The sequence below is a fragment of the Phytohabitans kaempferiae genome, assembly GCF_042433955.1.
Classification (GTDB): domain Bacteria; phylum Actinomycetota; class Actinomycetes; order Mycobacteriales; family Micromonosporaceae; genus Phytohabitans; species Phytohabitans kaempferiae.
On sequence record NZ_JBHLUH010000035.1, the window covers coordinates 59,080 to 85,874 of the forward strand.

General features: G+C 73.2%; 24 protein-coding genes. 13 read left to right on the forward strand and 11 right to left on the reverse strand.

Translation table 11 applies throughout. From position 1 onward, the window contains the following. The first annotated feature begins 37 nt into the window (after positions 1-37). The 3 genes from ACFFIA_RS17685 to ACFFIA_RS17695 are packed head-to-tail and all read left to right on the forward strand — an operon-like array spanning position 38 to position 3,395. Positions 38-718: a succinate dehydrogenase cytochrome b subunit gene (locus ACFFIA_RS17685; RefSeq protein WP_377252293.1), complete on the forward strand. Its 681-nt coding sequence runs from the start codon at positions 38-40 to the stop codon at positions 716-718. After that, positions 718-2,643: a fumarate reductase/succinate dehydrogenase flavoprotein subunit gene (locus ACFFIA_RS17690; RefSeq protein WP_377252295.1), complete on the forward strand. Its 1,926-nt coding sequence runs from the start codon at positions 718-720 to the stop codon at positions 2,641-2,643. Before ACFFIA_RS17685 ends, ACFFIA_RS17690 begins: the two co-directional genes overlap by 1 nt. Beyond that, positions 2,640-3,395, forward strand: a complete 756-nt coding sequence (locus ACFFIA_RS17695) for a succinate dehydrogenase/fumarate reductase iron-sulfur subunit (RefSeq protein WP_377252297.1) — start codon at positions 2,640-2,642, stop codon at positions 3,393-3,395. Before ACFFIA_RS17690 ends, ACFFIA_RS17695 begins: the two co-directional genes overlap by 4 nt. A 175-nt stretch (positions 3,396-3,570) precedes the next feature. Here the strand turns inward: ACFFIA_RS17695 and ACFFIA_RS17700 are convergent, their stop codons facing one another. Beyond that, positions 3,571-4,347 carry an SDR family NAD(P)-dependent oxidoreductase gene (locus ACFFIA_RS17700; RefSeq protein WP_377252299.1) on the reverse strand — a complete coding sequence of 259 codons (777 nt, stop codon included), beginning with the start codon at positions 4,345-4,347 and terminating at the stop codon, positions 3,571-3,573. 114 nt (positions 4,348-4,461) lie between these two features. On the opposite strand from ACFFIA_RS17700, the gene ACFFIA_RS17705 reads away from it, so the two are divergent. Continuing rightward, positions 4,462-5,109, forward strand: coding sequence for a TetR/AcrR family transcriptional regulator (locus tag ACFFIA_RS17705; RefSeq protein WP_377252301.1), 648 nt, complete (start codon positions 4,462-4,464; stop codon positions 5,107-5,109). Between the two features lie 34 nt (positions 5,110-5,143). On the opposite strand, the gene ACFFIA_RS17710 is transcribed toward ACFFIA_RS17705, so the two are convergent. The 5 genes from ACFFIA_RS17710 to ACFFIA_RS17730 form a co-directional block, all read right to left on the reverse strand. Then, a complete protein-coding gene (locus ACFFIA_RS17710) occupies positions 5,144-5,836 on the reverse strand; it encodes a hypothetical protein (RefSeq protein WP_377252303.1) in 693 nt (230 codons plus the stop codon). Next, positions 5,833-6,564 carry an ATP-binding cassette domain-containing protein gene (locus ACFFIA_RS17715; protein ID WP_377252305.1) on the reverse strand — a complete coding sequence of 244 codons (732 nt, stop codon included), beginning with the start codon at positions 6,562-6,564 and terminating at the stop codon, positions 5,833-5,835. The genes ACFFIA_RS17710 and ACFFIA_RS17715 overlap by 4 nt, the downstream gene beginning before the upstream one ends. A gap of 51 nt (positions 6,565-6,615) precedes the next feature. Then, a complete protein-coding gene (locus ACFFIA_RS17720) occupies positions 6,616-9,096 on the reverse strand; it encodes a DNA gyrase/topoisomerase IV subunit A (RefSeq protein WP_377252308.1) in 2,481 nt (826 codons plus the stop codon). Positions 9,097-9,113: 17 nt separating this feature from the next. After that, positions 9,114-11,159, reverse strand: coding sequence for a DNA gyrase/topoisomerase IV subunit B (locus ACFFIA_RS17725; RefSeq protein ID WP_377252310.1), 2,046 nt, complete (start codon positions 11,157-11,159; stop codon positions 9,114-9,116). Positions 11,160-11,396: 237 nt separating this feature from the next. Next, positions 11,397-12,026 (reverse strand): hypothetical protein, encoded by a 630-nt coding sequence (locus tag ACFFIA_RS17730; RefSeq protein WP_377252344.1) that lies wholly within the window; start codon positions 12,024-12,026, stop codon positions 11,397-11,399. A gap of 1,058 nt (positions 12,027-13,084) precedes the next feature. Between ACFFIA_RS17730 and ACFFIA_RS17735 the strand changes: the two genes are divergently transcribed. Both ACFFIA_RS17735 and ACFFIA_RS17740 read left to right on the forward strand, forming a co-directional pair. After that, positions 13,085-14,242 (forward strand): ROK family transcriptional regulator, encoded by a 1,158-nt coding sequence (locus ACFFIA_RS17735; protein WP_377252312.1) that lies wholly within the window; start codon positions 13,085-13,087, stop codon positions 14,240-14,242. A 393-nt stretch (positions 14,243-14,635) separates the two neighbouring features. Further along, a complete protein-coding gene (locus ACFFIA_RS17740; protein WP_377252314.1) occupies positions 14,636-15,622 on the forward strand; it encodes a 2-dehydropantoate 2-reductase in 987 nt (328 codons plus the stop codon). A 141-nt stretch (positions 15,623-15,763) separates the two neighbouring features. Here ACFFIA_RS17740 and ACFFIA_RS17745 read toward each other — a convergent pair whose 3' ends face one another. Beyond that, the gene (locus tag ACFFIA_RS17745) at positions 15,764-16,765 is read right to left on the reverse strand and encodes a LacI family DNA-binding transcriptional regulator (protein ID WP_377252316.1); all 1,002 of its coding nucleotides are present in this window, start codon (positions 16,763-16,765) and stop codon (positions 15,764-15,766) included. 133 nt (positions 16,766-16,898) lie between these two features. Here ACFFIA_RS17745 and ACFFIA_RS17750 point away from each other — a divergent pair, with 133 nt between their 5' ends. The 6 genes from ACFFIA_RS17750 to ACFFIA_RS17775 all read left to right on the forward strand — a co-directional run bounded on the left by ACFFIA_RS17750 (position 16,899) and on the right by ACFFIA_RS17775 (position 22,514). Beyond that, complete coding sequence (locus ACFFIA_RS17750) at positions 16,899-18,260, forward strand: ABC transporter substrate-binding protein (RefSeq protein ID WP_377252318.1); 1,362 nt, start codon at positions 16,899-16,901, stop codon at positions 18,258-18,260. 7 nt (positions 18,261-18,267) lie between these two features. Further along, on the forward strand, positions 18,268-19,239 hold the full coding sequence (locus ACFFIA_RS17755) for a carbohydrate ABC transporter permease (RefSeq protein ID WP_377252320.1): 972 nt from the start codon (positions 18,268-18,270) through the stop codon (positions 19,237-19,239). After that, on the forward strand, positions 19,236-20,129 hold the full coding sequence (locus ACFFIA_RS17760) for a carbohydrate ABC transporter permease (protein ID WP_377252322.1): 894 nt from the start codon (positions 19,236-19,238) through the stop codon (positions 20,127-20,129). The genes ACFFIA_RS17755 and ACFFIA_RS17760 overlap by 4 nt, the downstream gene beginning before the upstream one ends. Before the next feature lie 59 nt (positions 20,130-20,188). Beyond that, positions 20,189-21,193 (forward strand): acetylxylan esterase, encoded by a 1,005-nt coding sequence (locus ACFFIA_RS17765; protein WP_377252324.1) that lies wholly within the window; start codon positions 20,189-20,191, stop codon positions 21,191-21,193. Between the two features lie 89 nt (positions 21,194-21,282). Beyond that, the gene (locus ACFFIA_RS17770) at positions 21,283-21,897 is read left to right on the forward strand and encodes a ClpP family protease (protein ID WP_377252326.1); all 615 of its coding nucleotides are present in this window, start codon (positions 21,283-21,285) and stop codon (positions 21,895-21,897) included. Further along, positions 21,894-22,514, forward strand: coding sequence for a ClpP family protease (locus ACFFIA_RS17775; RefSeq protein ID WP_377252328.1), 621 nt, complete (start codon positions 21,894-21,896; stop codon positions 22,512-22,514). The genes ACFFIA_RS17770 and ACFFIA_RS17775 overlap by 4 nt, the downstream gene beginning before the upstream one ends. Positions 22,515-22,573: 59 nt before the next feature. On the opposite strand, the gene ACFFIA_RS17780 is transcribed toward ACFFIA_RS17775, so the two are convergent. From ACFFIA_RS17780 to ACFFIA_RS17795, 4 genes are all read right to left on the reverse strand, one after another. Beyond that, positions 22,574-22,927 (reverse strand): helix-turn-helix domain-containing protein, encoded by a 354-nt coding sequence (locus tag ACFFIA_RS17780; RefSeq protein WP_377252330.1) that lies wholly within the window; start codon positions 22,925-22,927, stop codon positions 22,574-22,576. A gap of 116 nt (positions 22,928-23,043) precedes the next feature. Next, complete coding sequence (locus tag ACFFIA_RS17785; protein ID WP_377252332.1) at positions 23,044-24,333, reverse strand: erythromycin esterase family protein; 1,290 nt, start codon at positions 24,331-24,333, stop codon at positions 23,044-23,046. 76 nt (positions 24,334-24,409) lie between these two features. Beyond that, positions 24,410-24,895 (reverse strand): TerB family tellurite resistance protein, encoded by a 486-nt coding sequence (locus ACFFIA_RS17790; protein ID WP_377252334.1) that lies wholly within the window; start codon positions 24,893-24,895, stop codon positions 24,410-24,412. A 46-nt stretch (positions 24,896-24,941) separates the two neighbouring features. Further along, positions 24,942-25,961, reverse strand: a complete 1,020-nt coding sequence (locus tag ACFFIA_RS17795; RefSeq protein WP_377252345.1) for a LacI family DNA-binding transcriptional regulator — start codon at positions 25,959-25,961, stop codon at positions 24,942-24,944. 440 nt (positions 25,962-26,401) lie between these two features. On the opposite strand from ACFFIA_RS17795, the gene ACFFIA_RS17800 reads away from it, so the two are divergent. After that, positions 26,402-26,795 (forward strand): substrate-binding domain-containing protein (locus tag ACFFIA_RS17800; protein ID WP_377252336.1); only part of this gene is annotated, 394 nt, incomplete at its 3' end.

Sequence of the window (26,795 nt, forward strand, 5' to 3'; positions counted from 1 at the left end):
TTGGACGAATCACGCCGCCCGCCCTAGCGTCGGTGCCGTGGTCACGTTGAGTGCGGTGCGGTCGACCGTCGGGCGGAAGGCGCTGATGGCGGTGAGCGGCATCGTGCTGGTGTTGTTCCTGGTGGCGCACATGGTCGGCAACCTCAAGGTGTTCGTGGGGGCGGAGTCCTTCGACCACTACGCGCACTGGCTGCGCACGATCGGCGCGCCGCTGCTGCCCCAGTCCGGATACCTCTGGGTCCAGCGGGCCGTGCTCACCGTCGCGGTGGTGGCGCACATCTGGGCGGCGACCACGCTCGCGCTGCGGGCGCGGGCCGCACGGCCGGTCCGGTACGCGCACCGCCGCCCGGTGCGGGGCAGCTACGCGGCGCGCACGATGCGGTGGGGCGGCGTGATCATCCTGCTCTTCGTCGTGTACCACGTGCTGGACCTCACCACCGGCCACCTCAACCCCGTGGGCGACAGTGCGCACCCGTACGACAACGTGGTCGCCGACTTCGCGCCGGAGCGGTGGTACGTGACGCTCTTCTACACGCTCGCGGTGCTGGCGGTGGGGCTGCACCTGCGGCACGGGGTCTTCAGCGCGCTCCGCTCGCTGGGGCAGCGCACGGCGGCGGGCGAGCGGCGCGCGCGGCTGGCGGCGCTGGTGGTCTCGGTGGGTCTGTGCGCCGGCTACCTGTCGGTGCCGTTCGCTGTCTCGTTGGGGTTGGTGAGTTGATGTTCGAGGTCGGTTCCCCGGTGAAGGACTCGCGCGCGCCTGGCGGGCCGATCGAGGGTCGCTGGGCGCGGCGGCGCTTCGAGGCCCGCCTGGTCAACCCGGCCAACCGCCGCCGCCTCACGGTCATCGTCGTCGGCACCGGGCTGGCCGGTGCCTCGGCCGCCGCGACGCTCGGCGAGGCCGGCTACCGCGTCCGGTCGTACTGCTACCAGGACAGCCCTCGCCGCGCCCACTCGATCGCCGCGCAGGGCGGCATCAACGCGGCCAAGAACTACCGCAACGACGGCGACTCGGTGCACCGCCTCTTCCACGACACGGTCAAGGGCGGTGACTTCCGCTCCCGCGAGTCCAATGTGTACCGTCTGGCCGAGGTCTCCGTCGAGATCATCGACCAGTGCGTGGCCCAGGGGGTTCCGTTCGCCCGGGAGTACGGCGGGCTGCTCGACAACCGCTCCTTCGGCGGCGCGCAGGTCTCCCGCACGTTCTACGCGCGCGGGCAGACCGGGCAGCAACTGCTGCTGGGGGCGTACCAGGCGCTCGAACGCCAGGTCGCCGCCGGCACCGTCGAGGCGTACTCGCGCCACGAGATGCTCGACCTGGTCGTGGTGGACGGGCGGGCCCGCGGCATCGTCGTGCGCGACCTGGTCACCGGCGCGATCACGACCGAGTTCGCCGACGCGGTGGTGCTCGCCACCGGCGGCTACGGCAACGTCTTCTTCCTCTCCACCAACGCCAAGGGCTGCAACGTCACCGCCACCTGGCGGGCGCACCGGCGCGGCGCGCTCTTCGCCAACCCCTGCTTCACGCAGATCCACCCCACCTGCATCCCCCAGTCCGGCCCGCACCAGTCGAAGCTCACGCTGATGAGCGAGTCGCTGCGCAACGACGGGCGCGTGTGGGTCCCGAAGCGGGCCGGCGACCGGCGGCCGCCCCGCGACATCCCGGAGGCCGAGCGAGACTACTACCTCGAGCGGCTGTACCCCGCCTTCGGCAACCTGGTCCCCCGCGACATCGCCTCCCGCGCGGCGAAGAACGTGTGCGACGAGGGGCGCGGCGTCGGGCCGGGCGGGCTCGGCGTCTACCTCGACTTCGCCGACGCCATCGCGCGGCTCGGGCGGCCGGCGGTCGCGGAGCGGTACGGCAACCTCTTCGAGATGTACGAGCGGATCACCGGCGAGGACCCGTACGCGGTGCCGATGCGCATCTACCCCGCCGTGCACTACACGATGGGCGGGCTGTGGGTCGACTACGACCTGCGCTCGACCATCCCGGGGCTCTTCGTGACCGGCGAGGCCAACTTCTCCGACCACGGCGCCAACCGCCTCGGCGCCTCCGCGCTCATGCAGGGCCTCGCCGACGGGTACTTCGTGCTGCCCAACACCATCGGCGACTACCTGGCGGACGGGCCGTTCCCGCCGGTCGACGCCACGCATCCGGCGGCCCGGGCCGCCCTCGCGGACGTCACCTCGCGGATCGACCGGCTGCTCGCGGTCGGCGGTGACCGCACGGTCGACTCGTTCCACCGCGAGCTGGGCCGCGTCATGTGGGACCACTGCGGCATGGAACGCACCGACGACGGGCTGCGCAAGGCGATCGGGCAGATCCGGGCGCTGCGCGAGGAGTACTGGGCGCGCGTGCGCGTGCCCGGCTCCGCCGGCACGCTCAACCAGGCGCTCGAACGGGCCGGCCGGGTCGCCGACTTCTTCGAGCTCGCCGAGCTGATGTGCGTCGACGCGCTGCACCGCACCGAGTCGTGCGGCGGCCACTTCCGGGCGGAGAGCCAGACGCCGGAGGGGGAGGCACTGCGCGACGACGAGCACTTCGCGTACGTGGCCGCGTGGGAGTGGACCGGCGGCCCGCCGGTGCTCCACCGCGAGGAGCTGACCTTCGAGTACGTGACACCGAGCCAGCGGAGCTACAAGTGAACGTCGTACTGCGCATCTGGCGCCAGGCCGGCCCGGACGAGAAGGGCCGCATGGTCGCCTACCCGGTCACCGACATCTCGCCGGACATGTCGTTCCTCGAGGTGCTCGACGCGCTCAACGAGCGGCTGACGCTGGAGGGCGAGGATCCGGTCGCCTTCGACCACGACTGCCGTGAGGGCATCTGCGGCGCCTGCGGCGTGGTCATCGACGGCGCCGCGCACGGCCCGGAGAAGGCGACCACCACCTGCCAGCTCCACATGCGTCACTTCCGCGACGGCCAGACCATCGACGTCGAACCGTGGCGGGCGCGCGCCTTCCCCGTCGTCAAGGACCTGGTCGTCGACCGCGGCGCGCTCGACCGGGTCATCCAGGCCGGCGGGTACGTCTCCGCCCCCACCGGCAGCGCCCCCGACGCGCACGCCCAGCCGGTACCCAAGCCCGACGCCGACGCGGCCTTCGAGGCGGCCACCTGCATCGGCTGCGGGGCGTGCGTGGCCGCCTGCCCCAACGGCTCGGCGATGCTCTTCACCGCCGCGAAGGTCACCCACCTCGGCCGGCTGCCCCAGGGCCAGCCGGAACGCTACGAGCGCGTGCTGGACATGGTGGCGGCGCACGACGACGCCGGCTTCGGCGGGTGCACCAACGCCGGCGAGTGCACCGCCGTCTGCCCGAAGGGCATCCCGCTGACGGCGATCGGCCAGCTCAACCACGACTTCGTCCGCGCCGCGCGGCGGGCGGAGGTGGGGTCGTGAACCGCGGAGCGTGAGGCGGCGGGCGCGGCGGGCCGGGTCGGGGTCGTGAACCGTGGAGCGTGAGGCCGTGGGAAAGCACCCAAGAAGACGCTCCGCTGCGCTCCACGTCTCCCCGGGGACCCCGCGCGGCGGTCCGGACCGCGACGGGCATCGCGGTAGCCCGATGGATCGCCTGTCAGGCGGGCTTGAGGACGCCGCGGGTCGCGCGCTTGGCCATCGCGGCGACCAGCCGGCGGGGGCGGCGCGGGGTCAGGTGGGCGTTGAGCGCGTTGGCCAGTCCGGGCACCACGTAGCCCCGGTCGCGGTCGAAGGCCCGCAGCGCCGCCCGCACCACCGTGCCGACCGGCATCATCGGCCCGCCGATCGCCGCCCGCTCCCCCACCTCGTCGAAGAAGGCGGTGCGCGTCGGGCCCGGGCAGAGCGCCAGCACGCGCAGGCCCCGCCCCCGGTACTCCTCCCGGAGCGCGAGGCTGAAGTTGAGCACGAACGCCTTGCCCGCCGCGTAGGTGGCGAAGTACGGCGACGGCTGGAACCCGGCGGTCGAGCCCACATTGATCACGCCGCCACCGCCCCGGGCCAGCATGGTCGGCACCAGCGCGCGGGTGAGCCCGACGAGCGACACCACGTTGACCATGAGCTGGGCGGTGTCCTGCCCCGCCGCGATCTCCTCGAACCGCCCCGCCGTGCCGAAGCCGGCGTTGTTGACCAGCAGGTCGACGGCGATGCCGATGCGGGCGAGGTCGGCGGCGACCCGCTCCGGCGCCCCCTGCGCGGCGAGGTCGTGCGCGAACGCGTCGACCCGCACGCCGTGCGCCCCGCGCAGCTCCTCGGCGAGCGCGTCGAGGCGGCCGGCGGACCGGGCGACCAGCACGAGGTCGTGCCCGCGCGCGGCGAGCTGGCGGGCGAACTCGGCGCCGAGGCCACTCGACGCTCCGGTGACAAGCGCGGTCATGGGCAATCCCTTCTCTCGCGGTATCGCCACACGAGCGTAGCCGTTCGCGTCAGATCCGCAACACCACTGTTGCGGTTATCGCAGGACCCGCGACGCCGGTGTACCGTATGTGCCGTGACAGACGCTCGCCCCCCGGACGCCGCGGCCGCCCGCGCGGAGAGGGCCACGGCGCAGCGGCGCCCCCGTGCGCTGCGGGCCGACGCGGAGCGGAGCGTGCGGGCCATCCTGGAGGCGGCCGAGCGGGTCCTCGCCACCGACCCCGGTGCCTCGATGGAGCAGATCGCCGAGGCCGCGGGCGTGGCCCGCACGACCATCCACCGCCGGTTCGCCACGCGGCAGGCGCTGACGGACGCGATGGCCGACGCGGCCGTGGCCCAGCTCCGCGCGGTCATCGACGAGGGCCGCCCGGAGACCGCACCCCCGCTCGTCTCGCTCCACCAGATCACCGCCAGCGTGCTCCGCACGAAGATCGGCTGGCGCTTCGCCCTCGACCTGCCCGCCGCGCCCGGCTCCGCCGCCGCCGAGGGCCAGCGCGACGTGGCCCGCCGCTGCCTGGAGCTCTTCGCCCGCGCCCGCGACCTCGGCGTGCTCGCCCCCGACGCCGACCTGGAGTGGACCCGCCGCGTCTACTACGCGCTGATCGGCGAGGCCCTGCACGGCGACGACGCCGGCACCGACCCCGACATCCTGGCCGGCCGCGTCGTCGACACCCTCCTGCACGGCGCCGGCCCGCGCTCCGCCGCCGGCCACGCGCCAGCCTGACCGCCGCCACCAGGCGCCGGGGCTGAGCGGCCGATCAGGTGTTGCGGCGGCGCAGGGCCACGTAGCCGGCCAGCGCGACCACCGCCCATCCCGCCGCCACCGCCGTCTGGAGCGCGAGCGGGCCCACCGACAGCCCGTCCACCGTGGCGCGGGCGGTGGGCAGAAGCGGGGGCGCGAGCCACGGCACCGGCGAGTCCTTCGTGCCCACGACGAACGCGACCACCGTGCAACCGACCAGGACCGCGAGCCCCCGGGCGGCGTTGCCCACGACCGCGCGGCTGGCGAGCGCGCCGAGCAGTACGGCCGGCGGGACCAGCAGCAGATGGGCCCACACGCCCGCGACCACGCCGGCGGCGAGCGACGGGTCGTCGCCGCGTTCCGGGCCGGTGATGCCGCCGAGCGGCCAGGGCAGCGCGAGCGCCAGCGCGACCAGCGCGAGGGCCGGTACGAGCGCGGTGAGCAGCCCGGCGGCCACCTCGCGGCCCAGCCCGCGTACGGCCACTGTGGAGAGTTGCCGCTGCGTGTCCGGCTCGACGTTGAAGAGGATCTGCGTCTGCCAGGCGACGACCGGGAAGAGGACGGCGGCGGAGAAGCCGTACGCCTCGGCGGCCTGCGCCTCGCCGCCCCCGTAGATGATGCCGAGCACCACGAGCACGGTGAGCAGCGGGGCGAGCGCGCGGCCGGTACGCAGGAACGCGGCCAGCCGCAGGCGGATCAGCGCGGTCATGACGGCGTGCGCACCCCCACGACCCGATGCCCGGCGGCGCGCAGGCTGGCCACCGCGGCGGGGACGCCGGCGGCGGTCACGGCCACCTCGATCACGCACTCGGCGGCAGGTGCGGCGCCCGACGCGGTGAGCACGCCGTCGGCCAACTCCCAGGTGCGTACGTCGGGGAGCGTGCCCGCACCGCCCAGGTGGTCGCTGATCAGCACGCGCCCGCCCCGGTCGAGCGCGTCGGCCACGATCAGCGGCACCTCCGCGCGGGTCGCCGCGTCCAGCCCCTCCCACGGCTCGTCGAGGATCAGCAGGTCGGGGCGGTGCACCAGGCCCTGGATCAGCCCCACCTTCTGCGCTGACCCCTTGGATAGCTCGGCCAGCGGCGTGTCCAGCAGCCGCCCCAGGTGCAGGCGCTCGGCCCACTCACCGACCGCGTGGCGCGCGTCGGCCGGCGCCAGGCCGTGGATCGCCGCCATCCCCAGGAGGTATCGCCGGGCGGTGAACGGCTGGTCGGCCGGGAACCGCTCCGGCACGTACCCGGTGGTGGCCGGCCGGTCGTGGACGGCCCCGCGCCGCGGGCGGAGCAGGCCCGCGGCGAGCCTCAGCAGCGTCGACTTGCCGGCGCCGTTGCGGCCGACGACCGCGACCGCCTCACCCGGCCCGACCGCGCCGGTCACGCCGCGCAGGATCCACGGCTCACCCCGGCGGTAGCGGAGCCACACCCCGTCCAATCGCACCGGTCGATGATGCCACGCCCCGCTCAGTCCACGGCCCGCGGTGGAGGTCGGTCAGCCGCGCTCGATGAGGTGGCCCACCACGGCCGGGCCGTACATGGCCGCGCCCGAGCCGTCGCGCCGCATGTCGACGTCGGGGAGCGTGACCGGCTCGCCCGTGCCGCTCGCCGCCGCCGGCCGCGGGCCGACCCAGGCGAGGGCCAGCCGCCGCTCACCCTTGAGGAAGCGCTGGGCACGCACGCCGCCGGTCGCCCTCCCCTTCGTCGGGTACGCGGACAGCGGCGTGACCTTGACACTGCCGCCACTGGAGGTGACCACCATCGGGTCGCCGTGCTCGGGGTCGTCGGTGCGCACCGCGCCGAAGAAGACCGCGTGCGCGCCGGCGGTCAGGTTGATGCCGGCCATGCCCCCGCCCTTCAGGCCCTGGGGGCGCACCAGGCCGGCCGCGTAGTAGAGCAGCGCCGCGTCGGAGCTGACGAACGCCAGCACCTCCGCCCCGTCGGTGAGCCAGGTGGCGCCGACCACCTCGTCGCCCTCGCGGAGCGTGATCACCTCGAACTCGTCGGAGCGGACCGGCCACTCCGGCGCGCACACCTTCACCACGCCCTGCTTGGTGCCGAGCGCGAGGCCGGGCGACCCCTCGCCGGTGAGCGGGGCGAGGCCGATCACCGTCTCCCCCGCCGCCAGCGGCACCAGCTCGGAGGCGGACATGCCGCCGCTCAGCGACACCGTGCCGGTCTGCTCGGGCAGGACCGGCAGCGGCAGCACGTCGGTCTTGAACGCCCGCCCGTGACTGGTCACGAGCAGCACGCGGCCCCGGGCGGTGGAGTGCACCACCGCGCGTACGCTGTCGTGCTTGACCCGCCCCCGCCGGCTGCGCCCCTCCGGCGCCTCCTCCGACTCGACCGCGGTGCGCGCGACCAGCCCGCTCGCCGAGAGGATCACCTGGCAGGGATCGTCGCCGACCTCCAGCGGCCCGGCCGGGATCGAGGCGGCCAGCGTCTCCTTGAGATCGCCGCCGATCAGCGTGGTGCGCCGCTCGCTGGAGAACTCCTTCGCCACCGCGGCCAGCTCGTCCGAGACGACCTTCTTGAGCACCGCCTCGTCGTCGAGGATGCGGGAGAGCTCGGCGATCTCGCCGCGCAGCTTCTCCCCCTCGGCCTCCAACTCCAGCCGGTCAAACCTGGTGAGCCGCCGCAGCGGAGTGTCCAGGATGTACGTCGCCTGGATCTCGGAGAGCTTGAACTGCCTCATCAGCCCGTCCTTGGCCGCCTGGGCATTCTCGCTCGCCCGGATCAGCCGCACCACCTTGTCGATGTCGAGCAGCGCGATGAGCAGGCCGTCGACCAGGTGCAGGCGCTCCTCCCGCTTGCGCCGCCGGTAGGTGGTGCGCCGGGTCACCACCTCGTAGCGGTGCGCGAGGAAGACCTCCAGCAGCGCCTTGAGCCCCAGCGTCTGCGGCTGCCCGTCGACCAGCACCAGGTTGTTGACGCCGAACGACGACTCCAGCGGCGTGAGCCGGTAGAGGTCGGCAAGCAGCGCCTGCGGGTTGACCCCCACCTTGCACTCGACGACCAGCCGCGTGCCCGCCTCGCGGTCGGTGAGGTCTTTGACGTCGGCGATGCCCTGCAACCGCTTGGTGCGGTTGACCTCGTCGGTGATCCGCTCGATCACCTTCTCCGCGCCCACGCCGTACGGCAGCTCGGTCACGGTGATCGCCTGGCGCCCCCGGCTCCCCTCCACCGGGCCGATCTCCACCTTGCCGCGCATGCGCACCACGCCGCGACCGGTCTCGTACGCCTTGCGCACCTCGTCGAGGCCGAGCAGCAGCCCGCCGGTGGGCAGGTCGGGGCCGGGCACGAAGGTCATCAGCTTGTCGAGCGTCGCGTCCGGATGGTTGATCAGCCACCGCGCGGCCGCCACGACCTCGCCCAGGTTGTGCGGGATCATGTTGGTCGCCATGCCGACCGCGATGCCCGAGGTGCCGTTGACCAGCAGGTTGGGGAAGGCGGCCGGCAGCACGGTGGGCTGCTCCAGCGAGCCGTCGTAGTTGGGGTAGAAGTCGACGGTGCCCTCGCCCAGCTCACCGACGAGCAGCATCGCCTCCCGCGACATCCGCGCCTCGGTGTACCTCGACGCGGCGGGTCCGTCGTCTGGGCTCCCAAAATTGCCGTGCCCGTCGACGAGTGTGGCGTTGAGCGAGAAGTCCTGCGCCATCCGCACCATGGCGTCGTAAATCGCCCCATCTCCGTGCGGATGGTACTTACCCATCGTATCCCCGACAACTCGGGCAGATTTCACATGCGGGCGGTCGGGGCGGTGGCCCTGCTCGTACATCGAGTAGAGGATGCGGCGGTGCACCGGCTTGAGGCCGTCGCGGGCGTCGGGCAGCGCGCGGGAGTGGATGACCGAGACCGCGTACTCCAGGTAGGAGTCTTCGACCTCCTGGATCAGCGGGTTGTCGAGGACCGTCGCGCCCGCCTGGTCGAACGCGGACAGGTCCACGGTGGACGCTTTGCCCTTGCGGCGTGCCATGTGCTTCGGTCTCTCCCTTACGCGTCGATGGCGTCGCGGTCGACGCGCGCCGCCTGGTCGATCAGCCACGCGCGGCGCGGCGGCACCGCGTCGCCCATCAGCAGGTCGAGGACCCGCTCCGCCTCGTCGACGTCCTGCATCGTGATGCGACGGACGGAGCGCGTGGCCGGATTCATCGTCGTGTCCCACAGCTCGTCGGCGTCCATCTCGCCCAGACCCTTGAACCGGGGCACCGGCGTCACCACCTGCTTGCCGGACTTTTCCAGCTTGGCGACCGTGCCCTCCATCTCCGCCTGCGTGTAGGTGTAGATGGTCTTCGGGTCGCGCCCCTTGGTGGTCACCTTGTGCAGGGGCGGCATCGCGGCGTAGAGGCGGCCCGCCTCGACGACCGGCCGCATGTACCGGGCGAAGAGCGTGATGAGCAGCGTGCGGATGTGCGAGCCGTCGACGTCGGCGTCGGCCATGATGAGGATCCGGCCGTAGCGCAGCGAGGTGAGGTCGAAGGTGCGGCCCGAGCCGGCCCCGAGCACCTGCACGATCGCCGAGCACTCGGCGTTGTCGAGCACCTGCTGGAGGTTGGCCTTCTGCACGTTGAGGATCTTGCCGCGGATGGGGAGCAGCGCCTGGTACTCCGCGGAGCGGGCCAGCCGGGCGGTGCCGAGCGCGCTGTCGCCCTCGACGATGAACAGCTCGCTGCGCTCGACGCCGGTGGATCGGCAGTCGACCAGCTTGGCGGGCATCGAGGCGCCCTCGAGCGCGGTCTTGCGCCGGGCGGCGTCCTTCTGCTGCTTCTGCGTGAGGCGCACGCGCGCGGCGTCGACGATCTTCTGCAGGACGGTGCGCGCCTCGGCCTTGGTCTTGCGCGCGTCGACCCAGCCGCGCAGGTGCTGCTCGACCACGCTCTGGATGACGCGCGTGATGCCGGCGGTGGAGAGCTCGTCCTTGGTCTGCGAGGTGAACTGCGGCTCGGGGATCCGCACGTGCACGACCGCGGTCATGCCCTCCAGCACGTCGTCGAGGACGGGCGGGTCCTCCTTGGGCCTGAGCAGCCCGCGCGTGCTGCGCACGGCCTCGACGAGCGCGCGGGTCGCGGCCCGCTCGAAGCCCTTGCGGTGCGTGCCGCCGTGCATGTTGCGGATCGTGTTGGTGAAGCACTCGACCGTGCGCTCGTATCCGGTGCCCCAGCGGAGCGCGACCTCGACCTCGGCCCGGCGCTCCACGTTGGACTGCATCACGCCGTTTTCGTCGGCGGCGTTTTCCCGGTAGGTGCCTGAGCCGTTGATCAGGATGGTGCCGCAGACCGGGCGGTCGCCGGACGGGGCGAGGAACTCCACCATGTCGGAGAGGCCGTTGGGGAAGTGGAACGTGTCCTTCTCGCCGCCGTGGTGCAGCAGGTAGGTCACCGTCGGCACCAGGAACGCGGTGTTGCGCACCTTGGCCCGCACCGCCTCGACGTCGAGCGCGGCGCCGGTCTCGAAGTAGCGCGGGTCGTGCCAGTACCGGATGGAGGTGCCGGTGGCCTTGCCGGCGCGGAGGCGGCCGGTCACGCGCAGGCCGGTCTGCGGGGTGAACGGCGCGTCCGGGCCGGGGCCGTCGAAGACGCCGGGCTCGCCATAGCGGAACGACATCTCGTGCACCTTGCCGCCGCGGCGGACGGTGACGTCGAAGCGGCTGGCGAGCGCGTTGACCGCGGAGGCGCCGACGCCGTGGAGGCCGCCGGAGGTCTTGTAGCCGGAGCCGCCGAACTTGCCGCCCGCGTGCAGCCGGGTCAGCACCAGCTCGACGCCGGAGAGGCCGGAGCGGGCGTGCACGTCGGTGGGGATGCCCCGCCCGTCGTCGTCGACCTGCACCGAGCCGTCGTCGTGCAGCGTCACCTCGACGCGCGTGGCGTGGCCGGCCACGCCCTCGTCGGTGGAGTTGTCGAGGATCTCGTTGACCAGGTGGTTGACGCCGCGGCTGTCGGTCGAGCCGATGTACATGCCCGGTCGCTTGCGGACGGCGTCGAGCCCTTCGAGGTGCGTGAGGTCGTCCGCCCCGTACAGGGTTTCGGGCTGTGCGGTCACCTGCGCTGCGCTCCCGGGTCGTGCGGCACGTCACGGCGTACCGGCGGCACGCCCCGGCCAGCGTAACGGCCGACTCCGACATCAGCCCGTCACCCTGGCCGGGGTGTGTCAGGTCGCGCTCGGTCCCGGGCCACCTCGACCGGCCAGGCTGACACGCCACTGGCCGGGCCCTCTGGGATGAGGACCCGGCCAGCGGCTGCCTTATTCGGTTGTCACCGGATTCGGTGGTTACCGGCGTCAGCTGTTCCAGTGGTCAGCCACGAGGTTCGCGGCCTGCGTCTCCCACTGCGCGTAGTGGAACGGGTACGCCGACACCTGCACCGCCTGCGCGGCCTCGGTCAGCGGCATGTCATGCCAACCGTCAACCCGCTTCAGTGCCGACAGGAACGCGGTCGTCGAATACTCCGGATCGGTGATCTGCTCCACCGAACCCCAACCCGACGACGGACGCTGCTGGAACAGGCCCTGCGAGTCATGGTCGTTGGTATCGCCCAGGTGACCCAGGTTCTCCAACTTGGACTCCTGCAGCGACGTGGCGATCGCCACCACCGCGGCACGCTCGTCCATACCGGCCTTCTTCGTCGCCGCGATAATCGCCTTCGAGTTCGCCACCTGCTCACCCGAGAGCGGAATCGACGACTGCTCACCCTGCACGCCATGCGGCATCAGCTTGTCCTTGCCCGGCTTGTCGGCGGGCTTGGCGGCAACCTCGTGCGCGGTCGGCTTCTCGGCCACCTGCGTCACGGCCGGCTGCGCCGGGGTGCTGGGCGCCGCCATCGCCGCGGCCGGCGGACCAGCGGCCACCGCACCGGAGAAGGTCAGCCCGGCCAGCGCGATTACAGTCTTGCGCAGAATCGTGTTGTTCATGCTGATCTCTCCATTCCAGGGGGAGGCGCGCGCCTCCACCAAAAACAGGAGACGCACATGCGAGCACCATTTCGGCGCTGCGAAAAGGGGATGCGGGAACGCCCGCCATAATTGACGGATCTCCGGCACCGGGATATCCAACGCCCGGGCCCGGCCCGACATTCCACGGCCCCATCCGGGGCGGGCCACTCTGTCGGCCGCCGTTGACAACGCCGCCGACCCGCCCGCCATTCCGCGATTTCCACTCGGATCCACGGGCTTCTTCCTGGGCCGCCTGCCCGGCTTTCCACGAGCCATTTCGCTCGGCTCGCCAGGCTTTCCGTCGGCCGCCTGTACAACGCGATCCGGCGGCCGGCCATTCCGCACAGCCGGCGGGCGCGGTGTCCGATTCGGCGACCCCTTCGTGGGCCGCATGCACAACGCCGCCGGGCGGCCGATCATTCCGCACAGCCGGCGGCCACCGTGCCGATCCGGCGGGCTCCTTGGCGAGCCGGATGCATAACGCCGCGGGGTGGCCGGCCATTCCGCGAACGCGCTCGGCATGTGGCGGCACGGCTCGCCTCGCGCCGCAAATGGGATCCACGGGACACGCCCGATATCTGCCGTGAATGGCGCGCGTGGTCGCCGCCTCGAAGCCTTTGATATCCGGCCTGATCCACAAAACGGAATGCACGGACATGCGGCCATCCACGCGACCTTCGCGTGCCGTGCCATCCATTCCGACAGCCGGGCCTCGCCAGCACGCCCGAACATCATCCGCCCCGATGTCCCCAGGCGTCGCAGCCGAATGCGGAGATCGGCGGGCGAGCAGGCAGCCGAGCGTCGAACCTTCGGCGTTGCCGCGGTCGTGGTAGCGGATCCTTTTCCGGACAGTCTGCCCGCTGGCCGCCCTCCCGCCCGCCGGGGGCCGTTTCGGGGAGATGCCGACGCAGAGCAGCACCTCGTCGCCGTGGCGGTGGCAGCCCTCAGGTCTTGACCGGTGCGCGGTGGGCCGCCTAGCCTTCACCGCATTAGTTAGGTAACTTGCCTAACGATTTCCGGACAGCATTGGGGAACGGATGACGCGACTCGCCGGCTCCTCCAAGCTGCTCCGCGCCATGAACGAGAGCGCCACGCTCGCACTCCTGCTCGACCACGGCACGCTGACCCGCGGCGACCTGCGCGACCTCACCGGCCTCTCCAAGCCCACCACCTCCGAGGTCATGCGCCGCCTCACCGGCGCCGGGCTCGCCGTCGTGGTCGGGCACACGAGCGGCGGGCCGGGTCCGAGCGCGGAGATCTACGCCGCCAACCCGGCCGCGGGGCACGCGATCGCCATCTCGGTACGGGAGGCGCGACGCCCCCACCTCACCGGCGTGCTCGCCGACCTCGCCGGCGCCGAGGTGGCCCGGGCCGAGGTGGCGGTCGCGGCCGAACCGGTACCGGCCGTGCTCGGGCTGGTCGACGACCTGGCCCGCCAGGCAGGGCTTGGCCCGGGGCGCGTACGGCTGGTCCAGCTCGCGCTCCCCGGCTCGTTCGACCCCGCCGCCGGCGCCATCCGCCACATCGACGTGCCCGGCTGGGACCGGCCCGGGCTCGTCGCCGACCTCGCCGGGCGGCTGGGCGCCACCGTCGCCGCCGACAACGACGTCAACCTCGCCGCCCTCGCGGAGCGCCACCACGGGGTCGCCGGCGCGGTGGAGAGCTTCGCGCTGGTGTGGTTCTCCGGCGGCCTCGGTCTCGCCATCGACCTGGGCGGCTCGCTTCTGCGCGGCGCGCGGGGCGGGGCCGGCGAGATCGGGTACGTGCCGGTGGGGCTCGGCCACGGCACCGACCTCACCGACCTCGTCGGCGGCCCGGCCGTACGCGCGCTCGCCGCCACGCACGGCATCGAGGCAGCCACCCCGGAGGCCGCGGTCGCCGCCGCGGCCGGCGCGCCCGGTGCCGGCGCCTTCCTCGACGCGCTCGCCGAGCGGATCGCGTACGGGCTGGCCGCCGTCGCCGCGGTGCTCGACCCGGAGCTGATCGTCCTGGCCGGCGACATCGCCCGGGCCGGCGGCGACGCGCTCGCCACGCGGGTCACCGCCTCGCTGCGCGCCACCACGCCCCTCGACACCGCGATCGCCGTCACCGGTGTCGACGGCGATCCGGTGCTGCTCGGCGCGCAGGTCGCCGCCCAGCGGGCCCTGCGCGAGCAGATCATCGCCACCTTGCGGGAAGCCGCCCCGGCCGCGTAGGCCCCGCCGCGCAGACCCCTCATCCGCTGGGAAGGAGCCCGCTCACCATGCCCAGAGCGCACGGGCCGAGCCGAGGCGCGGACCAGCCGGGCGGCGCAGCGGGAGGAGCAAACCCTGGGCCGCCCTCCGGGGGGTGAGCGGCGGCCCAGGGCCGTTTCAGGAGCGACCCACGGCGGCGGTGCGCCGCGGCGTGATCCGTTCCATGGCTGATCAGGCTAGGAGCGGTCGCGCCGCCGGCCACGCCACTGTCCGGTAGCCGACGATCACTCCAAACTGACGGCCCTGACCAGGTCATCCGTACGCTCCGGAGGGCGCACCGGCCGGAGGAGCCAGCCCGTGGCGGCCGCCCCCGCACCGCGCCCGGACGCTGGCGCGAGGCGCAGAATGGTCGGCGTGAAGCGGATATGTGTCGTCGGAGCGGGCGCGGTCGGTGGGCTCATCGGGGCGCGGCTCGCCGCGAGCGGATGCCACACCAGCGCGCTGGCCCGCGGGCGTACGCTGGCGGCCCTGCGGGCGCACGGCTGGCGGCTGCGCACCGCCGACGGGCTGGTCGGTGGGGCGGTCGAGGCCAGCGACGACCCGGCCGCGCTCGGCCCGCAGGACGCGGTGCTGCTGACCGTGAAGGCGCACGCGCTCCCCGCGCTCGCCCCCACGCTCGCGCCACTGCTCGGCCCGGAGACCGTGGTCGTACCGGCGATCAACGGCGTGCCGTGGTGGTTCTTCGACGGCGCCGGCGGCGCGCTGGCCGGGCTGCGGCTGCGCGCGGTCGACCCGGACGGCACGGTCGCCGCCGCCATCCCGGCCGCGCGCGTGGTCGGCTGCGTCGTGCACCTCAGCGCCAGCGTCGAGGAGCCCGGCCTGGCCCGCCACCACGCCGGCGGCGGCCTCATCCTCGGCGAGCCGGCCGGCGGCGACGAGCCGAGCGCGCGCGTCGACGCCCTCGCCGGCGTGCTCGACCAGGCCGGCTTCACGGTCACCGTCTCGCCCCGGATCCAGCAGGACATCTGGTACAAGCTCTGGGGCAACATGACGATGAACCCGATCTCCGCCCTCACCGGGGCGACCGCCGACCGCATCCTCGACGACCCGCTGGTCGACGGCTTCGTCCGCGCGGTCATGGGCGAGGCGGCAACGATCGGCGACCGCATCGGTTGCCCGATCGCGCAGAGCGCCGAAGACCGCAACCAGGTGACCCGGCGGCTCGGTGCGTTCAAGACCTCGATGCTCCAGGACGCCGAGGCCGGCCGCCCGCTGGAGCTCGACGCGATGGTCACCGTCGTCCGCGAGATCGCCCAGGCGGCCGGCGTGCCGACGCCGCACATCGACGCCCTGCTCGGCCTGACCCGGCTCGCCGCCCGCCAGCGCGGCCTCTACCCCTGATCCGGGCGACCGCGACCTCCGGGAGGTGCCGCCGGTCACCGGGGTCGAACCGCCGGCGTGACCGGGCGGGTCGTGGTGACCGCGAAGGGCGAGGCCGCGGGAGCGGCGGTCTGGACCGCGACGGACGTCGCGGCAGCTCGGCTATGTCGTCGCACGCACCACGAGGTCGAGGTCGAGGACCGTGGTGCGGCGGCCGGTCGGGCGCTCCTGCATCTGGTCGAGCAGGGCGCGGACCGCGAGCCGGCCGGACTCCTCGAAGGGCTGCCGCACCGTCGTGAGGTCGAGCGCCTGGGCCAGGTCGGAGTCGTCGAAGCCGACCACCGCCAGCCCTTCGGGCACCGCCAGCCCCCGGTCGCGGGCGGCGGCCAGCACACCGCCGGCGAGCGTGTCGTCGTGCGCGAAGATCGCGGTCGGCGGCGCCGCGAGGTCGAGCAGCGCGTGGGTCGCCGCCCGCGCCTCGGCCACGTCGTGCCGCACCAGCCGCACCGCCTCACCAGGCAGCGCCGCGCCGCCCTCGGTGAGCGCCCGCCGGTAGCCGGCGAGGCGGCTCTCCGACGGCGAGACGTACGCGTGCGAGCGCTGCGCCTCCCCCACATATCCGAAGCGGCGGTGCCCCCGCTCCAGCAGATGCCGCGCGACCAGCTCGCCGCCGGCCTCGTCGTCGGTCACCACCGCCTCGAAGCGCGGGCGGGGCGAGTCGATCACGACGGTGGGCAGCCGCTGGCCGCGCAGGCGCTCGACGACCGACTCCTCCAGCGGCAGCCCCATGATGATCAGGCCGTCGAGGCGGCGGGTGATGGGGAGGCTGGAAAGCAGCGGTGACGTGGCCGAGGCCGCCGACTGCTGGTCGAAGACCACGACCTCGAGCGGGTCGGCGCCGAGCGCGCCGAAGACACCGGCCAGCCGGCGGCTGAACGACGGGTACGAGCTGAACGGCGCGATCACGCCGATCCGCCCGACGCCCCGGCGGGCCCGGGTGACCGCGTCCGCCTTGGGCACGAAGCCCAGCTCGTCGGCGGCGGTGAGCACGCGCTCGCGGGTCGCCTGGCGGACCCGGGTCGGCGAGTTGAGCACCAGCGAGACGGTGGAGATGCTCACGCCCGCCCGCGCGGCGACGTCGTAGATGGTGATCTTGTCGGTCACACGCGCCTCCCTCCGGAACAGGTTAGCCGAGTCTTCGAAGTGCTTCGAGCGAAGCTCTTGACAAGCTTGTAACACGGGCGTTCTATTTCCGTCATGGCGTGACACCCCAACAAGCTGAGGGAGGGCACCCCTCATGAGACCGCGCACCCTCATCGCCGCCACCACGGCACTCGTCGCCGTCCTCGCCGCCGGCTGCGGTGGTTCCGGGTCCCGGACCCAGGCACCACCGGCGCAGGCGGCCGACCGGCTCCAGGCCGCCCGCGACGCCGCCGTCCGGGCCGCCGACGGGGCCCGGCCCGGCGGCACGCTCAACCTGCTCGGCGTCCTGAGCGGGCCCCAGCTCGACGCGTACCTCGGCACCTTCGCCCCCTTCGAGGAGGCGACCGGCATAGAGATCAAGTACGAGAGCACCGGCGACGTCTTCGCCGTACTGCAGACACGCATCGCCGGCGGCAATCCGCCCGATGCCGTCTCCAACCCCAGTGCCGGCCAGGTGGCCCAGCTCGCCGCGCAGGGCAGGCTGGTTCCGCTCGACCCGTTCCTGGACATGGCGGCGGTCCGCGCCGACTACCCGGAGGGCCTGCTCGACCTCTCCACAGTGGACGGCAGGCTCTATGGGATCTTCTACAACACCGCCGTCCAGGGGCTGGTCTGGTACGACCCGAAGACGTACCAGGGGCCGAAGCCCCCCGCCTCCTGGGACGACCTCGCCGGCTGGGCACGGCAGACCTCGGCCGCCGGCACGACACCGTGGTGCATCGGGCTGGAATCCGGCCCGACCAGCGGCTGGCCCGGCGCGGTGTGGATCGAGGAGTTCGTGCTGCAACAGGCCGGCCCGGAGGTCTTCACCAAGTGGTGGAAGGGCGAGCTGCCCTGGACCGCGCCGGAGATCAGGCAGGCGTTCGAGCGGTTCGGCGCGATCGCCACCGACGCCAAGCAGGTCAGCGGCGGCCCCACCGCCGTGCTCACCACCGACTTCAACTCCAGCCCGCAAGGGCTCTTCGCCGACCCGCCCGCGTGCCACCTGCACGTACAGGCGGACTTCCTCGGCAACGCGCTGGCCCAGACGGTGCCCGGTGTGGTGCCCGGCACCGACATCGACTTCTTCCCGTTCCCGCCGGTCGACCCGGCGCGGGCCGGCTCGATCGAGATCTCCGGCGAGACGCTCGCGCTGCTCCGGGAGAGCCCGCAGGGGCGGGCCTTCATGCGGTACGTGGCGACGCCCGAGTTCAGCGCCCTCGTCGCCGGCACCGGGCAGTGGATCGGCGCCAACCGCCGCACGCCCCCGGAGGCGTACCCGTCCACGCTGTCCCGCCGGGCCGCCCAGGTCTACGCGGACGCGCGCACCGTGCAGTACGCCGCGCAGAACGCCATGCCGCTCGCCATGACCCAGGCGTTCCACAAGGCGGTGCTCGCGTACGTCGACGATCCGTCCACGCTGGACGCGCAGCTCGCCGGGCTGAACCGGGCCCGCGCCGGCGCGTACCGGAGCTGAGCGGCGCATGGTTCCCGCGACCCGTATCCTCGCCGCGCTCGCCTTCACGGTCGCCGCGCCGGTGGTCGTGCTCGGCTGGCTGTGGCTGGTCGGCCGGCTGGAGGCGGTGGTCCCGCACCGCCTCCAGCGGCGGCTGGTGCCCTGGCTGTGGCTGGCGCCGGCCCTCGTCCCGGTCGGCGTCTTCCTCGCCTGGCCGCTGGCCAACACGGTGTGGCTCTCGCTACGCGACGCCGGCTCGCGGTCGTGGGCCGGGCTCGACAACTACCGCTACCTGGTGACCAGCGGCGAGGTGCACACCGCGCTCCGCAACAACCTGCTCTGGCTGGTCCTGCTCACCGGCGGCTGCCTGGTGGTCGGGCTCGCGGTCGCGGTGCTGACCGACCGCGTGCGGTACGAGTCGCTCGCCAAGGCGGCGGTCGTGCTGCCGACCGCGATCCCGTTCGTCGCCGGCGCGGTGATCTGGCGCTTCATGTACCAGTACCGCCCGCCCGGCCTCGCGCAGACCGGCACGCTCAACGCGGTCCTGACCGCGGTCGGCGCCGCGCCGGTGGCCTGGCTGGTCGACGGCCGCACCAACAACGCCGCGCTGATCGGCGTGGGCGTGTGGATGACCGCCGGCTTCGCGACCGTCATCCTCTCCGCCGCGCTCAAGGCGGTGCCGCCCGAGCTGCACGAGGCGGCCCGGATCGACGGCGCCGGGCCGTGGCAGGCATTCCGCCACGTCATCCTCCCCGAGCTGCGTCCGGCCATCGTGGTCACCGCCACGCTCGTCGCGGTGAGTGCCTTCAAGGCGTTCGACATCGTGTACGCGATGACGAACGGCAACTACCGCACTGACGTCATCGCCAACCTCATGTACCGGCAGCTCTTCGTCGACCAGGACTACGGGCGGGCGAGCGCGATCGCGGTGCTCCTCACGCTGCTCGCCGCGCCGATCCTGCTCGTCAACGCGCGCGCGACCCGGAGGAGCGCCCCGTGACCCAGCTCCTGACCCGTCCGGAGGCGGCGGCCCGGCCCGCCCCCGCCCCGACCCGGAGAGCCCGCCGGCGCCGCCGCGTCCCCACGCACCTCACGCTGCTGCTCGTGTGTGGACTGTGGACGGTGCCGGTGCTGGGGCTGCTGGTCAGCTCGTTCCGCCCCGCCTACGACATCTCCACCACCGGCTGGTGGCGGGCCGGCGAGGGCACGCTCACCACCGGCAACTACCGGGACGTGCTGGCCACCGGCGGCTTCGGCACCGCGCTCGTCAACAGCCTGCTCATCACCGTGCCGGCGGTCGCGGCGATGGTGGTGGTCGGCTCGGTCGCCGCCTTCGCGCTCGCCCGCATGTCCTTCGCCGGCCGCCGCGCGGTGACGGTCGCGATGATCGCGCTGCTGGCGCTGCCGCTCCAGATGACGCTCGTACCGGTGCTCCGCCTCTACAACGCCGCCGGCCTGACCGGCACGTTCGCCGGGATCTGGCTGGTGCACCTGGGCTTCGGGCTGCCGTTCGCCGTCTATCTACTGCGGACGTTCTTCGCCGGACTGCCGGAGGAGATGTTCGAGGCGGCGGCGCTCGACGGCGCCTCCACGCTCACCACCTTCCTGCGGCTGGCGGTGCCGGTCTCCGGGCCGGCCCTCGCCTCGGTCGCCATCTTCCAGTTCATCTGGGTCTGGAACGACCTGCTCATCGCGCTCATCTTCCTCGGCGGCGACCCGGGCGTGGCCCCGCTGACCGTCGCGGTGAGCAACCTCGTCAGCGCGAGCACCGGCCAGGGCTGGCACCTGCTGACCGCGGCGGCGTTCGTCGCGATGGCGGTGCCCATGGTGATCTTCTTCGCGCTCCAGCGCTACTTCGTCCGCGGCCTGCTGGCCGGATCGGGAAAGTGAGGGTCCATGAGCGGCAGTCTCCGGGCCACGGGCCGCGAGCCCGAGGGGGCGTGGTAGGGATGCCCGCCGTGCCCTACGCCGGCGACCCGCCGGCGCCCACCGCGTACGACCTCGACCCCGCGGCCCTGGCCACCTACCGCCCGCCCCGGGACGAGCCCGCCGACTTCGACATCTTCTGGAAGCAGGCGCTCGCCTACGGCCGCACCGGCGGCGCCGCCTCCGCGCGACTCACCGCCGTCGACAACGGACTGTCCACCGTGGTCACGCACGACATGACCATCGCCGGGTACGGCGGGGAGCCGGTCAAGGCGTGGCTCACGCTCCCCGCCCACCACACCGGGCCGCTCCCCTGCCTCGTGCAGTTCGTCGGCTACGGCGGCGGTCGCGGCCTGCCGGTCGAGCACCTGGTCTGGGCCAGCGCCGGTTACGCCCACGTGGTCGTCGACGCGCGGGGCCAGGGCGGCGAGACGCCCGACCCGGGCGCGTGGGAGGCCGGTCCTCCGGTGGTCCGCGGGCTGCACGATCCGGAGGCGTACTACTACCGCCGCGCCTTCGTCGACGCCGCGTGCGCGGTCGAGGCGGTGCGCGGACTCTCCATGGTGGACCCCGAGCGGGTCGCCGTCGGCGGTGTGAGCCAGGGCGGCGGCATCGCGCTCGCCGCCGCCGCGCTCGTCGGCCCGGTCGCGGCGGTCCTGTGCGACCTGCCGTTCCTGTGCCACTGGAGCCGAGCGGTGCGGGTCAGCGACCGCGGCCCGTACACCGAGGTGGCCCGCTGGTGCGCCAGCCACCGCCAGCCGGTCGCCGACGTCTTCGCCACGCTCGCGTATTTCGACGGCATGTCGTTCGCCGCCCGCTGCGCCGCGCCCGCGCTCTTCTCGGTCGCGCTGATGGACCGTGTCTGTCCACCCTCGACGGTCTACGCGGCGTACCACCACTACGCCGGCCCCAAGCGGATGGTGGTGTGGGAGTTCAACGACCACGACGGCGGCGGCCCCCACCAGGTGCGGCGGCAGCTCGACTTCCTGCGGCCGCTGCTCGCCGGCGAGCCGGTCAGGCCGGCGTGACGCCCCGCTGCTGACAGCAGATTCCCTTGGCGTGTCCGGCTCCCCGGTCCCATGGTTGGTCCGGAGAGAGACGGAACCGGGAGGATCCCATGCAGTACCCCACACCAGCCGCCGGCACGCTCGACGACCAGGTCGCCGCGCGCCTGCTCCACCAGCGCATCGTCGTGCTCGGCGCCGAGGTCGACGACCAGGTCGCCAACCGCCTCTGCGGCCAACTGCTCCTGCTGTCGGCGGAGGACCCGAAGGGCGACATCAGCCTCTACATCAACTCGCCGGGCGGCTCGGTCACCGCCGGCCTCGCCATCTACGACACCATGCGCCTCATCCCCAACGACGTGGGCACGCTCGCGATGGGGCTGGCCGGGAGCATGGGTCAGTTCCTGCTCACCGCGGGCGCCGAGGGCAAGCGGTTCAGCCTCCCGCACGCGCAGATCCTGATGCACCAGGGCTCGGCCGGCTTCGGCGGCACGGCAGCCGACGTGGAGATCTACGCCGAGCAGTTGGACCGGCTCGGCACCACCGTGCTGCGGCTGACGTCCGAGCACACCGGGCAGCCGCTGGAGAAGGTGGAGCGGGACAGCCGGCGCGACCGGTGGTTCACCGCGGAGGAGGCCCGCGCGTACGGCCTCATCGACCACATCCTCACGCGGGTCGACGACGTACGCCCGGCCGGCGCCCGCACGCTAGTGGGGATGTTCCAGTGAACGCACCCCGAGGCCAGTACCTGATCCCGACGGTCGTCGAGCGGACGGCGCAGGGCGAGCGGGCGTATGACATCTACTCGCGGCTGCTCTCCGAGCGCATCGTCTTCCTCGGCACGGAGATCGACGACGGCGTGGCCAACGTGGTGATCGCCCAGCTCCTGCACCTGGAGGCGCAGAACGAGCAGGAGATCGGCATCTACATCAACTCGCCGGGCGGCTCGTTCAGCGCGCTCACCGCCATCTACGACACGATGAACTTCGTTCGGTGCGACATCGCCACGATCTGCGTGGGGCAGGCGACCTCCGCGGCCGCGGTGGTGCTGGCAGCCGGCACACCGGGCCGGCGGTCGGTGCTGCGCCACGCGAAGGTGACGCTGCACCAGCCGTCCAGCCAGGCTCGCGGCACGCTGCCCGACCTCGCGGTGCAGGCGAAGGAGGTGGCCAAGGTACGCGCCGAGATGGACGAGATCCTGAGCCGCCACACCGGAAATCCGACCGGGAAGATCCGCGCGGACACCGACCGCAGCATGACGCTGTCCGCTGTGGACGCCGTGGCGTACGGCCTCGCCGACCGGGTCATCGAGCGCCGCCCGCGCGACCTGCGCCGCGCCGCCTGAGACCGGCCCGCGCGGCCGCGTGTGGCGGTCGTGCGGGCACCACCGGCCGGGCGCGCCGGTCAGGCGGCCAGCAGCACCACGTCGCCGGAGCGGCGGGGCGGGCCGAAGATGTGGTGCCGGGCGGACCGCACCGGCGCCGTCTGGTGCAGGAGCAGCAGCCGCACCTCGGTCAGGAAGTCGGCCAGCTCGATCCCCAGCGCCTCGCAGACCGCGGCGAGCACCTCGGAGCTGGCCTCCTTGCGGCCGCGCTCCACCTCGGACAGGTACTGCGACGAGACCCGGGCCGCCCCGGCGACGTCGGCGAGCGTGCGCCGCTGCGCGATCCGGTTGCGGCGCAGCACGTCGCCGGCGAGCACGCGCAGCAACGGCCGCTGCCGCCGCCCGCCGTGACCGATGTACGCCACCTCCGACATGCGCTCACCATACGTGCGGCGGCCGCCACCGGGCATCGCGCCGGCGCTGGTTTCGCGGTCAGCGTAGGGCGGCCACGTACGCGGCCTCACCGCGCACGTGGCCGCCGCCACTGGCGTCAGACCCCCGTCGGGTACGTCTCCGGCTCGAACACCGGCGCCGGCGGCACGCGCATCGGGCGCACCGCGCGCGTCTCGTCGAACCAGAAGAACGCGTCGTACCGGTCGCCCAGGACGGTCGGTACGTAGTTGCTCCACTGGTCCCGCTCGGGGTGGTAGACCACGCCGATCGCCCGGTGGTCGAGCGTGTCGGTGAGCAGGTCGGGCCGCTCGTCGCGGGGGAAGACGAAGAGCCCTCGGGACGGTGCCGCGGCGTGCAGCACCCCCTCCAGCGCGTCCCCGCGGGCCGGCGGCACCAGCATCTCCTCCATCGGCGCGCCCCAGCCGTCGCCGGCCACGACCGTGCCGTGGTGGCTGCCGAAGCCGATCAGGACGACGTCGTCGGCGCCGTACCGCTCGCGCGCGAGCTGGCCGATGTTCACCTCGCCGCGGTCGCGCATGTCGGTGGCGCGGGCGTCGCCGACATGCGTGTTGTGCGCCCACACGACGGCCTTCGACTCCGGCCCGTAGTGCTCCAGCAGGCGGTCGAGCGTGGCGTCCATGTGCCGGTCGCGCAGGTTCCACGACTCGCGTCCGCCGCGCACCATGGCCCGGTAGTAGCGCTCGGCGCCGGCGACCACCTCGGCGTTCTGCCAGGCGTTGAAGCGCTCGGACCCACCGGCCTCGGCGGCCCGCTCGCGGAGCCCCACCAGCAGGTCGACCACCTCGTTCTCGCAGGCCGCCGCGACGAACCGGCTCGCCAGCGCGTAGATCTGCGCGTCCTCTCCGTACGGCTCGAAGCACTGGTACGCGGCGAGCGCGGCCGGCACCTGCTCCGGGTCGTGCTCGCGCAGGTACACCAGGATCTCGCGGAGCGACTCCCAGAGCGAGTAGACGTCGAGCCCGTGCACGCCGGCGCGTACCTCCGGGTCGGTCTGCGCGTTGTGCCAGCGCAGCCACTGGCTGAAGTCGACGACCTCCTCGTTGGCCCACATCCAGGTGGGCCAACGCTCGAATGTGGCGAGCGCGGCGCGCGGGTCTTCGGGCGCCCCCTCCTCCAGCCGTACGCTGCGGTTGACCCGGTCGCAGTCGGGCCAGTCCCCCTCCACGGCGACGAACGAGAAAGCTGCCTCCTCGATGAGCCGCTGGGTCAGCATGGCGCGCCAGCGGTAGTACTCATGCGTGCCGTGGCTCGCCTCGCCCAGCATGACGACCCGGGCCGTGCCGACCCGGTCGAGCAGTACGTCGAGGTCGCCCGCGTCGTTGAGTGGCGCGGCGAGCGCGGCGACATCGTCCCCGTACCGTGACATGTCCCCTCCCGGCGGGTGCGGTTGTCCCGTCCACTCGCGGTTACCCCGCGGCGGATGGATCAACCCGCCGGCGCGGTCACCCCAGGCGGGCCGACTGCTCGACGGTGGTGATGACGCCGAGCGCGTGGGCCGGGGTGAGGCCGAGGGTGCTGGCGATCCAGCCGAGGGCGTCGCGCTCGGCGGGGCTGAGCGACCCGTCAGCCAGGCCGACCCGCGCGGCGTCGGCCAGGTAGCGCTCGCGGGCGTCGAGCGTCAGGTTGGCCCCCAGCGCGCGCAGCGGCTCCACCACGGCGTCGGCGGGCTGGGCGAGATCGGCCTGGAGCTGCGGCAGGTCGTATCCCTGCGCGCCGGCCGAACGCACCGCGGCGACCGCGGCGGTGACGGCGAGGTCGGAGGTGCCGCCCGCGCGGAGCACCGCCACGACCGCGGCGCGCATGCCGGTGGGAAGGGCGGTGGCGAGCTGGGCGCTGGTGGGCTGCTGGAGCACGACCGGGTCGAAGCGGACCTTGCAGGTCTGGCACTGGACGACCTCGCCGACCTTGTCGAGCGGGATCACCGGCACGGTCGTAGGGCACCCCGTCGACGGGGATCGCGCCGGGACGCCGCGCTCATCGTGGCGACGATCCTTCGCGCGCCGGCACGCGGGGGCGGGTCGTGCTCGCGCGGACCACGAGCTCGGGCGAGAGCAGGACGTGGTCGGGCGCGCGCTCGGCGGAGTGGTTGATCTGGTCGAGGAGCACGGCGAGGCTGCGCCGCCCCAGCTCCGCGAAGTCCTGGTGGATCGTCGTGAGCGGCGGCAGGAAGTAGCCGGAGTCGGGCATGTCGTCGAAGCCGACCACGCTCACGTCGCGCGGCACGCGCCGGCCCGCCTCCTGGAGCGCGCGCAGCACGCCGAGCGCGATCTGGTCGTTGCCGCAGAAGATGGCCGTGACCGACGGGTCGCGGGCGAGCGCCTGCCCCTGCTCGTAGCCGGACTGCGCACTCCACGACCCGGCCTCGACCGGCGGCACCGGCGCGCCCGCGGCGTAGAGCGTGCTCCGCCAGCCCTCGATGCGCTCGCGCGCCTCCGGCCAGTCGGTCGGTCCGGCCACGTGGTGCACGGTGGGGTGGCCGAGGTCGAGCAGGTGCTGCGTGGCCAGGCGGGCGCCGGCGACGTTGTCGATGCGGACGGTCGGCACCGCGTCGTCGTCGGCGCCGCCGCCCACGCCGACGCTGGCCAGCCCGGAGGGGACCTGCACGAGCGCGTTGGTCACCGCCGGCTTGGGCGCGATCGCGATGATGCCCTCGACCGACTGCTGGCACAGGCGGTCGACCGCCTCGAGCACCGAGCGACGCTCCAATGTGCGCACCGAGGCGACCGTGACGAAGTAGCCGGCGGTGCGGGCGGCGTCCTCGATCCCGTACAGCATCGAGGCCGGGCCGAAGAGCGTGCTCTCCAGGCCCACGACGCCGAGCGTCCCGGAGCGGCGGGTGACCAGCGTGCGGGCGGCGAGGTTGCGCCGGTAGTTGAGTGCCTGCATCGCCTCCAGGACCCGGCGCCGGGTCTCCTGGCGCACGTTGGGGTGCTCGTTGAGCACGCGGGACACGGTCTGGTGCGAGACCCCGGCGAGCCGGGCGACATCGCGCATCACCGAACCGCGGGGCGCGGCCGGCACCGCGCCGTCGACCCGGGCCGGCCCCTTCTCCGGACCACCGGCGGGCACCTCCCGGCGGTCGTCGTCCGCCGGCCGCTTCCTCGGCACATCCACCCCCTGAGCCCTCTTGTTACCGATCACAAGCTACCGACAGGCGACGCGCCGCGTCAGTCCTGCCCGGTGGCAACACCTCGGCAACAGATCGCAACCACCTCTTGACGCGCGGATAGAGAACGGTAACATTCTCGATCGCGGAAGGTGACTCAGGCCACTTCCGTGACCGGCGTCAGATCTCCCCCTGGCGCGCGGCTCTTCAAGACCTGGATAGGGCTCAGCAGCACGACGATCCCCGTTCTCGCGACGGGGATGTCACGGTTGTCAATGTTAACGCTCACCCAGCGCGGTTCGCACCAGTTTCTTGGCAGGAGGAAGCGATGCTCAGGAGATGGTCCACGGCGGTGGCCGCCGGCCTGCTGGCCGCCGTCACCGTGACGGCGTGTGGCGGTGGTGACGGTGCCGGCTCCGGCAGCGGCTCCGACGACGGGACGATCACCCTCGGGTTCTCCCAGGTCGGCGCCGAAAGCGGCTGGCGCACCGCCAACACCAAATCAATCCAGGACTCGGCCAAAGCCGCCGGGATCGAACTGAAGTTCTCCGACGCCCAACAAAAACAAGAAAACCAGATCAAGGCGATCCGCTCGTTCATCCAACAAAAAGTCGACGTCATCGCCTTCTCCCCCGTCGTCGAGTCCGGCTGGGACACCGTCCTCAAAGAAGCCAAAGACGCCGGCATCCCGGTCATCCTCACCGACCGCGCCGTCGACTCCA